Origin of the sequence: Arenibacter catalasegens (assembly GCF_002909235.1) — a bacterium.
GTDB lineage: Bacteria > Bacteroidota > Bacteroidia > Flavobacteriales > Flavobacteriaceae > Arenibacter > Arenibacter catalasegens.
Map to the genome: position 1 here is coordinate 113,653 of NZ_PHQQ01000016.1, position 9,787 is coordinate 123,439.

Annotated in this window: 8 protein-coding genes; 3 read left to right on the forward strand and 5 right to left on the reverse strand. The window is 33.5% G+C overall.

Going from position 1 to position 9,787, the window contains the following annotated elements; translation table 11 throughout:
* Positions 1–47 precede the first annotated feature (47 nt).
* The 3 genes from CWD90_RS13580 to CWD90_RS13590 form a co-directional block, all read right to left on the reverse strand.
* Positions 48–1,400 (reverse strand): exopolysaccharide biosynthesis polyprenyl glycosylphosphotransferase, encoded by a 1,353-nt coding sequence (locus CWD90_RS13580; protein ID WP_103476609.1) that lies wholly within the window; start codon positions 1,398–1,400, stop codon positions 48–50.
* Positions 1,401–1,636: 236 nt separating this feature from the next.
* Positions 1,637–2,743, reverse strand: coding sequence for a DUF1972 domain-containing protein (locus CWD90_RS13585; protein WP_103476610.1), 1,107 nt, complete (start codon positions 2,741–2,743; stop codon positions 1,637–1,639).
* Complete coding sequence (locus CWD90_RS13590; protein WP_103476611.1) at positions 2,694–3,986, reverse strand: O-antigen ligase family protein; 1,293 nt, start codon at positions 3,984–3,986, stop codon at positions 2,694–2,696. Before CWD90_RS13590 ends, CWD90_RS13585 begins: the two co-directional genes overlap by 50 nt.
* Positions 3,987–4,219: 233 nt before the next feature.
* On the opposite strand from CWD90_RS13590, the gene CWD90_RS13595 reads away from it, so the two are divergent.
* Both CWD90_RS13595 and CWD90_RS13600 read left to right on the forward strand, forming a co-directional pair.
* Positions 4,220–5,668 carry an MBOAT family O-acyltransferase gene (locus tag CWD90_RS13595; protein ID WP_103476612.1) on the forward strand — a complete coding sequence of 483 codons (1,449 nt, stop codon included), beginning with the start codon at positions 4,220–4,222 and terminating at the stop codon, positions 5,666–5,668.
* Between the two features lie 9 nt (positions 5,669–5,677).
* Entirely contained in the window at positions 5,678–7,432 is a 1,755-nt protein-coding gene (locus CWD90_RS13600) for an alginate O-acetyltransferase AlgX-related protein (RefSeq protein WP_103476613.1), read from the forward strand.
* Between the two features lie 303 nt (positions 7,433–7,735).
* On the opposite strand, the gene CWD90_RS13605 is transcribed toward CWD90_RS13600, so the two are convergent.
* On the reverse strand, positions 7,736–8,011 hold the full coding sequence (locus CWD90_RS13605; protein ID WP_103476614.1) for a hypothetical protein: 276 nt from the start codon (positions 8,009–8,011) through the stop codon (positions 7,736–7,738).
* A gap of 338 nt (positions 8,012–8,349) precedes the next feature.
* Between CWD90_RS13605 and CWD90_RS13610 the strand changes: the two genes are divergently transcribed.
* Positions 8,350–9,249, forward strand: coding sequence for a glycerophosphodiester phosphodiesterase (locus CWD90_RS13610; RefSeq protein WP_103476615.1), 900 nt, complete (start codon positions 8,350–8,352; stop codon positions 9,247–9,249).
* A 333-nt stretch (positions 9,250–9,582) separates the two neighbouring features.
* Here CWD90_RS13610 and CWD90_RS23275 read toward each other — a convergent pair.
* Positions 9,583–9,787: hypothetical protein (locus CWD90_RS23275; RefSeq protein WP_205161240.1), on the reverse strand; the 205-nt coding region annotated here is incomplete at its 5' end.

A 9,787-nucleotide genomic window follows, 5' to 3' on the forward strand; every position in this document is an offset into this window, starting at 1 on the left:
TTAGGCATGCAATTATCTATGCGTGCCCTTTTTATGAAATTATATTTTTAATACGCTTTTTTCTCACCGGAAATGGCATTGAGGACTGTTTGCACAATTATCTTAAAATCCATGAACAGCGACCAGTTTTCAATATAGAAAATATCAAATTTAGTACGGTTCAAGATATCATTGTCTGTTTCTATTTCGCCCCTATACCCTCGTACTTGGGCCAAACCTGTTATCCCGGGTTTTACGAAGTGGCGTAGCATGTATTTATCAACCCTGTTGGCAAATTCATTGGTATGCTTAACCATGTGGGGCCGTGGGCCTACCACCGACATATTACCAAATAGCACATTGTAAAATTGTGGAAGTTCATCTATACTTGTTCTACGTATAAACCTGCCTACCTTGGTAGTTCGCATATCATTTTTAACGGCCATCATGCTATCGGCGTGTTCATTGGGGGCCATGGAGCGAAATTTATAACAGTAGAATTCCTTATTGTCTATTCCATTTCTTTTTTGTCTAAAATATACAGGCCCTTTGGTTTCTAGTCTAATAATTAAAGCAATTATAGGGGCCAACCATGAGAGAACACCTATTACCACAATTAGTGAAAACAAAATATCGAAACCTCTTTTTAAGGCTGAATTCAACGGATTGTGCAAAGGAATGTCTCTCAGTGATAAGATTGGAATATAATCGTAATATTCAAAGGTGAGTTTTTTTGAAAAAATATTCTTATTGTCCGGTATAAATTTGAGGGTTTTTAAATTATTATCGGCAAAGTTGATAAATTCGGTTAGTTGATTGTTTTTCAATTCGGAAACGGAGCAATATATTTCATCCACTTTGTTTTCTACAATGTAAATGAAGGTCTTATAAATATCAAAAGAGGGGTCTGAAGGGCAGAACTGTTTTACAAAGTGATACCCATACTCTCGACGATCATTAAAAACTTCGATTAGTTGATCGGTTTTCTTGTTCTTTCCGATAACCACAACATTTCTCATATTTCCTTTTATCCTTTCCCTGTATTTCATTAAAAGGATATAATTCAAGAATTTAATGGTAAATATGGCAAGTCCAACCGAAACAAAATACTCCCCCAAAGCCAATCGACTCATGTTTGGTTGCTTGAAGAAGCCGATAAAGGCGTATAGTATTAAAAAGAAAAATACGAACTGATTAAAAAGTAGTTTTAGAATATAGGATACTTTAGTATACCGATAAACTTCATAAAAGTTGTTTTTAAAAGAAAGGATAATCCATGCCAAGGTCAGGTAGCTATGAAAAAGTATGGGGTACTGAAAGTTAATGGGGAGAATGTTGGCAAAAAGATTGATCACCAATAAATCCACCCCATAGGATACGGGGGTAATGAGGCTGGAATAACGGTGTTTTTTGGAAAACATTAATTTTGAACCGTACTATTTAAGTTATCAATTTGGACAAAGATAAATTTAATATTTGTAACGAGGATTATGATTCTATTTATACCGGATTTGGTATTTTGATTATGGGTTTACCAATACTACGATTCCGGTCCTCAATGAGAATTTTTATTTTCCTTGATATAAATCGCTTTAAAGAGTTTTCAGTTTAGGTATATTAACATTTTAGAAGACTAAACTGATTGTAACCAAGGATTCTAATGTCGTTTATGCAAACTAACTAAATATTGCTCGTATTTTTTATTGATAATATCCCAATTGAATTCACTGTCAATTTTTTCTTTATTTATTAGTGTATTTTTTTCATTAAGCGAAATATATTCATCCTCATTTAGGATTTGAGTAATTTGATGCGAGGAGTCAAAATAAATTGCCTCTGTGTTCAATATGCTTTTATTAAAAATATTGTTATTGGCTATTATAAGTGCATTGGAGGCCATTGCTTCCAAAAGTGAAGGGTTTGTACCTCCTACCGAATGTCCGTGAAAATAATACCTGGAATAATGTCTTAAATTGTTAAGTTCTTCTTGATTGTAATTGGGACCAACAAATTGGATTCTGACATCCTCCCTATATTGTTCTTGCAGTCCAAGTCCATACTCATTTAAGCCGCCGACAACAACAATTGGGTAAATTGTTTTGGACCTCTTATAACCTTCCAAAATTGTTTCTATATTGTTTTCAGGTTCCAATCTGGCCAAGATCATGGAGTAATTATACTTTTCTAAATTATATTGGGCCAAAACGCCTGGATGTGGATTTATAAAGTTAGTGGCCCCATAAGCAATATACTCCGAGTCTTTTTGATAAGTATTTCTTAAATGTTCCTGTATACCCACGGAATCTGCAATTAAATAATCAGAATATTTGGCTCCCAGCTTTTCGGCATATTTTAAAAATTTACGAACGGCAGGTTTATATTTGGTACGTTTCCATTCCAAACCGTCCATGTTGGTGACAATAAGGCTCTTTTTGGGCATTAACCAGTGCCAAATGGAACTAGACGTATAGCCCAGTTGAAGTATAATGTCAAAATTTCTTTTTCTGGTATCTAAGATGCAGTTTAAATCATATATAAACTGCCCTGCAGTACCAATTTTATATTCAGGGTCATAACAGTGAATAATATTTACACTATTAAATGTTTTTTCTTGATAAGGATGATCGTGGGAATTATAAACATACACGTCATGACCTTTTTCAGCCATAAACACTGAAAAATACTCTGCGAATTGTTCAAAACCTCCATGGTTGTTAGGTACTCCGCGTGTTCCTAGAATGGCAATTTTTAAAGTATCTTTCATTTAAGTGGTAATAAAAAATAAAATTTACAAATAGAAAAAAAATAATTCCATATTGCCGATTTAACAATGATTCTGTTAAACCCGCGAACATGAATATAGTCAGGAAAATTAAATATGGTTTGTTTTTTGAAACAAACCCAATATATAATGAACCAAATAAGATTAAAATCAAAATTACCGCACCTATTAGGCCCATTGAAAATAAGGATTCTAGGTACATATTGTGAATATTAAAACTATCCGTTTCCGCCCAAGGAAGATTAGCGCTTATGTAGGCTTGATTATATACATCTTGAGAATCACCAGTTCCAAATCCCATTAGTAGATTGTTCTGATAAAATTCCAAGAAAACTGCTTTCCATTGATAAAATCTGGAATATAAACCTCCAGAAAAATACTTTGTTTCCTCAAGAGGTAGAAAAACTCCTTTTAACCTCAAAAATAAAACATCATTAAGAGCAATTAACATTCCTAAAATGGCAACCAAACCAATAGACCCTATAATAAATGTGAAGAATCTTCTTTGTTTATAAAAATATATTCCAATGATAAACAATGACATAAGTATATAGGTGAATAGAATAGTTCTAGCTGAAAGCAATATTAGCCCTAAGCTTAAAATAGCTATAATTGGATATCTGAATTTATGGGTCCATTTATTATCCAAAATATCCTGAATGAACATATTATATATTAAAATCACAGCGGCAAAAGAAATGAAAAGGGAAAAATAAATAGCAGTAATGTTAACATTTCCGGCAAGATAGTGATAGGTGAAAAACCAAGATTTAAGCTTTGTAATCTCTATTTCATTTGTAAAGTTATAGACTAGGTTTTTGGATAACGCGATTAAAAAAGCAATTATTATCATTCCTGATAATACCCATATAAAGACGTTTAGAACCCATTTGAATACTCTACGATCCCGCATCATGAATCCTATAGCAATTGGCAAGAATGGAAATGCTATACTTCTTTCTAATAATTTAACTGCTTGATGATTGTTATTACTAATAAAGCAGTTAAAGATTAGAAGTAAAAAATAGCTTACAAAAAGTAGATAATATTTGTCTTTTACAATAAGAAAGAAGAATTCTCTATCCCAAGACAGACAGACATTGAAAAAAAAGATTGCGAAAAGGCAATAAGAATTTAAATTATTCGAAAACACCAATGTAGAACAAAAAATGACAATCAATATCAAATTAGTGATACCATGATATTGTTTTAGCAATATTTTCATAAATTAAATTTCTTATTCACTTTATATCCCAAGATAATGGGTTGAATATCATATTGACCTTATTAATCTGAATAATTTGCCAAAAAATCATTGGAACACCCTCATTAATAATGGAATTGGCTTCATATATCTGTGAGGTTTATAGAGTTATAGGCGGCAAATTTAACTACATTAATTTAAAAAATTATAATTATATCTTATACCTTGGCATTTTTATAAATTAATTATTTCTAATGGTTTTTAGCTCTGCTTTATTTTTATTTATTTTCCTTCCTATTGTAATTATCGGAAATTTATTGTTAGCGCCAAAATTCAGGAATTTTTTTTTGCTGCTTTCCAGTTTGTTTTTTTATGCATGGGGTGAAGGCGTAATAATCATTCTTATGATATCTTCAATTTGTTTGAATTATATCTTTGGAATAGGGATTGATTATTTTTTGACCAAAATGAACAATAAAAATGTTGCAAAGATAATTCTTGCTTTAGCGGTGTTAACAAATATATCCTTTCTTATTTATTATAAATATTACGGATTCATTTTGGAAAACATCCAGTGGTTGGGTCCATTTGAAAATATTAGCATTTCTGAAATTGCATTACCAATTGGGATATCTTTTTATACTTTCCAAAGTCTCTCTTATTGCATTGATGTTTATAGAAAAGAAGTCTCTTCTCAAAAGAATCCTTTAAATTTAGGTCTTTACATTTCATTATTCCCTCAATTAATTGCTGGTCCAATAGTTCGCTACCACGATATAGATAAGCAGATCACCAATCGGACGATAGAAAAGGATGTGTTCGTTGATGGAATATTGCAATTTGTAAGAGGTCTTGTGAAAAAAATGATTTTCGCTAATACAGCTGCAATCATAGCAGATCAAACCTTTGCTGTTGCGGCAGAAAATCTTCCAACATCTCTCGCTTGGATTGGAATTCTCTGTTATGCCCTTCAGATTTATTTTGATTTTTCGGGCTATTCGGACATGGCCCTTGGTTTAGGGAAAATGTTCGGTTTTAAATTTGCGATTAACTTTGATTACCCATATATATCTAAATCCATACAGGAGTTTTGGCGCCGCTGGCATATTTCGTTGTCTACATGGTTTAGAGATTATTTATATATTCCATTGGGCGGAAGTAGAGGAAAAAAGTGGACGATATATCGTAATTTGATAATTGTTTTTTTAATAACTGGAATATGGCATGGAGCAAGTTGGAATTTTGTGATATGGGGATTGTTCCATGGTACATTTTTAATTCTCGAAAGAGTAGGAGGCAAGAAGATTTTGAGTAAAATGCCGACATTTTTACAGCATTTTTATGCTATTGTTGTAGTTCTATTTGGATGGGTTTTCTTTAGATCCGAAACACTGGCTTATTCCATAGGTTATTTCAAAAGTATGTTCGGGCTTACCAATGGCACAAATTATGCTCCATTTGCAGAATTAGATAATTTTGTGCTAACAATACTAATTTTAGGTATTATAATTGCCACGCCAATTCGATACAAAGTTATTAACCTGGTCAAACAATTTGAGTCAGGAAAATTTTTTCAATATAATCCAATCTACTTTGGTTTCAAAAAGTTTGCCATTCTTTTGCTAATGGTAATTGCCTTTGTAGTTTGCGCAATGCAAATAGCAAGCAATAGCTATAATCCGTTTATTTATTTTAGATTCTAAGTAGAAATCATGATCAATCCTATATTAAAGAAAATTATCGTCGTTTTAGCTGGAATAATTATTTTTTTGGTAGCCAATTATTTAATGGAAAGTCTAGCTACTAAACTTGGTTATGAAAACACTATAAATATTACTTTTCAAACGGAAGTTTTAGAGGATGATATCTTTCAAATATATTATAAAAATGAATTTGATAAAGGGTTTTCGGGTATCAAAAGCGTAAAAAAGGAAGTTACTGGAAATTCTTTTATTCAGGATGTCGAATTTGAAATACCGTTGGATTCCGTTTCGACTATTAGGCTTGATATTGGGGAAAATAGTAATCAAAAATCAATATATTATGATAATATTATTATTTCTAGATATAATGAGGAATTTCGAATAGCTAGCACGGATTTATTAGAATATTTTAATCCGAATGGGTTTATAGACATTGACACCACAAATCAACTCTTAAAAACGAAAACTCGTAATGACCTCTGGTCGCCATATGATCCTTTTTTAACTTCTAAGAATCTTGAGGAAGTTTTTTCGGAAATGTCGAACATTTCGCAACCTAAAGGAAAATTCCATACGTATATTGCTCTCTTGTTTACATTATGTTTTCTACTGTATTTTCTAATATATTATCCAAAATATAATGGATTGGCAACCATTTCAAATGTTTATTCCTATATATTAATTTCCTGCTTTTTATTAATGCTAATGTTGCCCGCACTATTTGTTAAAAATGAATTACAAAACACCAACAGCGAAAACAGGATATTAAGCGTCAAACCTGAACTCAACTGGGAAAGCACCCTATCTTTTCCAGCATCTTATGATAATTATTATAGTGACAATTTTGGGCTCAGGGAGAACCTCGTAAGCCTTTTAAGTTATTTAAAGGTAAAGGTATTTAATGAATCTTCCGTTCCTGATAAAGTAATAATTGGTCAAAAAGGATGGATGTATCTCTGGGGTGATTTTTATAAAATTAAACAAGATTACACCAGAGAAAATTTACATTCTCCAACGGAATTAAAAAAAATATTTAATAGTTGGGTGCAAACCCAAAACCAATTAAATAAGGATGGCATAAGGCATTATATAACCTTCTACCCTAATAAACACACTGTTTATCCTGAATACCTACCATACAGAATTAAATTGCTTCAGAAAGATACAGTATCTAGGGCTGACCAAATTCTTAATTATCATAAGGAAACAAATTCGAGTCTAAACATTTTAGATATTAGAAGCAAATTGATAAATGAAAAAAAAGTTAATTTTCTATATCATAAGCACGATAGCCATTGGAATGATTTCGGAGCATTTTTGGCATATCGTGAACTTATTCCATTTATATCTAATGGTTTAGAAGACATATCTCCGGTTAAAAGTAAATTGGACTATAATATTTCTATTAAAAACGAAACAGGTGGTGGGTTGTTAAAAGCACTAGGCCTCGAGGGTGATTCTGAGTTTATGGAGGAAAACCCACATTTTGAAAGTAAGGAAGTACTAATTATCCAAAACGGAAACACAAAGGGTTTCCCCGCAAGAACTATAATTGATATTAATAATAATGCCATGAATAAAACGACAGCATTATTTTTTCGTGATTCATTTACTATCGCATTAAGACCGTTCATTTCTCAACATTTCTACAAAACAATATATATATGGGGCGGGTATGATTACGAAATTGTTAAGAAGATAAAACCTGACATTGTGGTAGAGGGCAATGTAGAAAGGTATTTTAGTAGTTATATTGTAAAGTAACCACAGTTTAATTAGACAGTTTTAGTACTTGTGTTTTTTTATTAACTGTAGTGCGTTAAAAATTCTTCTGAATATAATTGGAGGCATTTTTTATGTTTTGGCCTACCCATTTTTAATAATATATGTTTTATGATACGGTCTGGAGCTGTGTATCCGGAAAAAGTCGGGGTCAACATATTTTGTCCTGAAGAAGGTAGTCCCAAGATTTTCCGAGCATGACTGTTTATATCGTGTCTGGTTGTTTATCAACGGAGGCGTGGGTATTATCTGCTCTGGATGGGGAAAGCCGCCTGGAAGGTAGAATTACAATGCATGGCCCCATCCCTTGGTATACATTCCCTTTGTGGAGGTATTGCCCTTTTCGGTTATCTTCCTTACCATTTTCCCGGCACGTTTTCCCGAACGGTTTATGATAGGTTTTGAAGCCAGTACGAAAGCGTGATCGGAGATATTATGCTGTGCAAAATCTTCACAGAGAGATTGTGCCAATGTGTTTATTCCCTGCAAAATAAGATTCAACCTGTTTTTGGAGGCCCAATAGCTGTCCAGTTCGGGAAACCAGCTCCTGTGATAGTCCACCGAGAAGCGATGGTTCTACATGATTCTGAAAATACCCTAATAGTACAAGGCTATTTGAGTAGAATTTGTTGATCGGAACGCCTGTGTTTATGTGGTTGTTGAACCTCTCATATTTGCATTGTAGGCAATCCTTTTTTTTTTCAGAAACGTAATAATTAATTTTCTATCTTTTAAGTCTTGTTGACGTTCATGCTTAAATGGTTTTTGAAATTATAGATACGTCACGGAATATCGATAATATTATAAAATTTGATACATTGTTTTTTCAACCCCTTATCTGCATATTTATCATAAATTATTAGTATTTAAATATGGTTTTATTTAACGATTTATAGCATATGAATTGGATATTATCGATGGTGACATTTGTTCTGGTTGCCGTAAGGTCTTTAAAGGAATTTGGTTTATATACGATCTTTGGAAAAAGGATCTTATATTTTTACTTAATGATAATAAGCCTGTTTGTAGGTTGCGAATATTCAGACGAGAGTAATTTTGCGCATATTGGTATTACGGCTCACAGAGGCAATTCTGCAGATTTTCCGGAGAACACTTTTCCTGCATTTATGAGCGCACTTTCTCTTAGAGTCGATTGGATTGAGCTAGACATCCGTAAGACAAAGGACGGTCAAATTGTGGTAATTCACGACGCTACTACTGGCACCGTTGGCAACCAGAGTCTTCAGGTATCTGAGGTCACTTACGAAGAGCTGAAATCAGTCGATGTGGGACATGAATTCAGGATACGTAATAAACTCTCTTTAAAAGAATGCCCGCCTGTAAGCGTCCCTTTGCTGTCTGATATTATTCGTCTAGTAATGCAGCAAAATGAGACACGATTGTCGATTCAGCCAAAAACGAATTGTGGTAAAGAAGCCCTCGCAATAATCAAAGAATTAAAAGCCGAACCATGGGTTGGATTCAACGACGATAGTGTACTTAAAATGAAGGAAGTGAAGAATGAAGTGAATTCAATTCCAGTGTTTTGGGATCGTCCTGCTGATACGAATATTGATGAGGATCTTAAGGTTGCCCAAATGGAAGGATTTGAATCCCTAGTAATCTACCACTATGGGATTACAATGGAAAAGGTGGATAAGATACACGAGGCTGGACTTGAAGTTGGGGCACACACTGTAAATGAACCAGCGAGAATAAAGTTGCTTCTGGGTTTAGGTGTAGACCGATTCTACACAGATGACCCAAGGCGTCTCATGGAGCTTCTAAGGAGGAAGTAATAGAAAACTATAGGATTACACCTAACCATGTATAATATCATGTCAGGCGTTCATTTAAGCGTGATAAACAGTAATCTCGGAGGATTTAGATTTATAGTATCCTTGTAATAGCATTTATTTTTAACCTGTGAGGCCTGTTGTAGTTACTGTTCCAAGCTCGAGAGCCTATGCGGTATGGATGCCGAAGAATATCCATAATATTTCCGTTCCCATAATCCTTGCTTTTATCGTTTTGAGGAGGGAATGTTCTTTTTACTTGCAAAAACTATTTTCTAATAGGGTCGCCTTTTCCTTGGTAATCATAGCGGCCATTTGTTGACGTTGTTTTCACTTTTATCCGCACTCCCTTCCCTTTCGCATGAAATTGGTCCTTATAATGTATTTGGAGCTAAAGCTCCTGTTCTTTTTGGTAGTTGAGTATTTCGGTTCGTTTTGTGCCAGTGTTATCGGTCGGGTTTGTGCCAGGCATATCGGTTCAAATTGTGCCAATTTTAGCTGAGCGCTGAATTTATAACGGTTCGATTTGTGCCACTGGCTT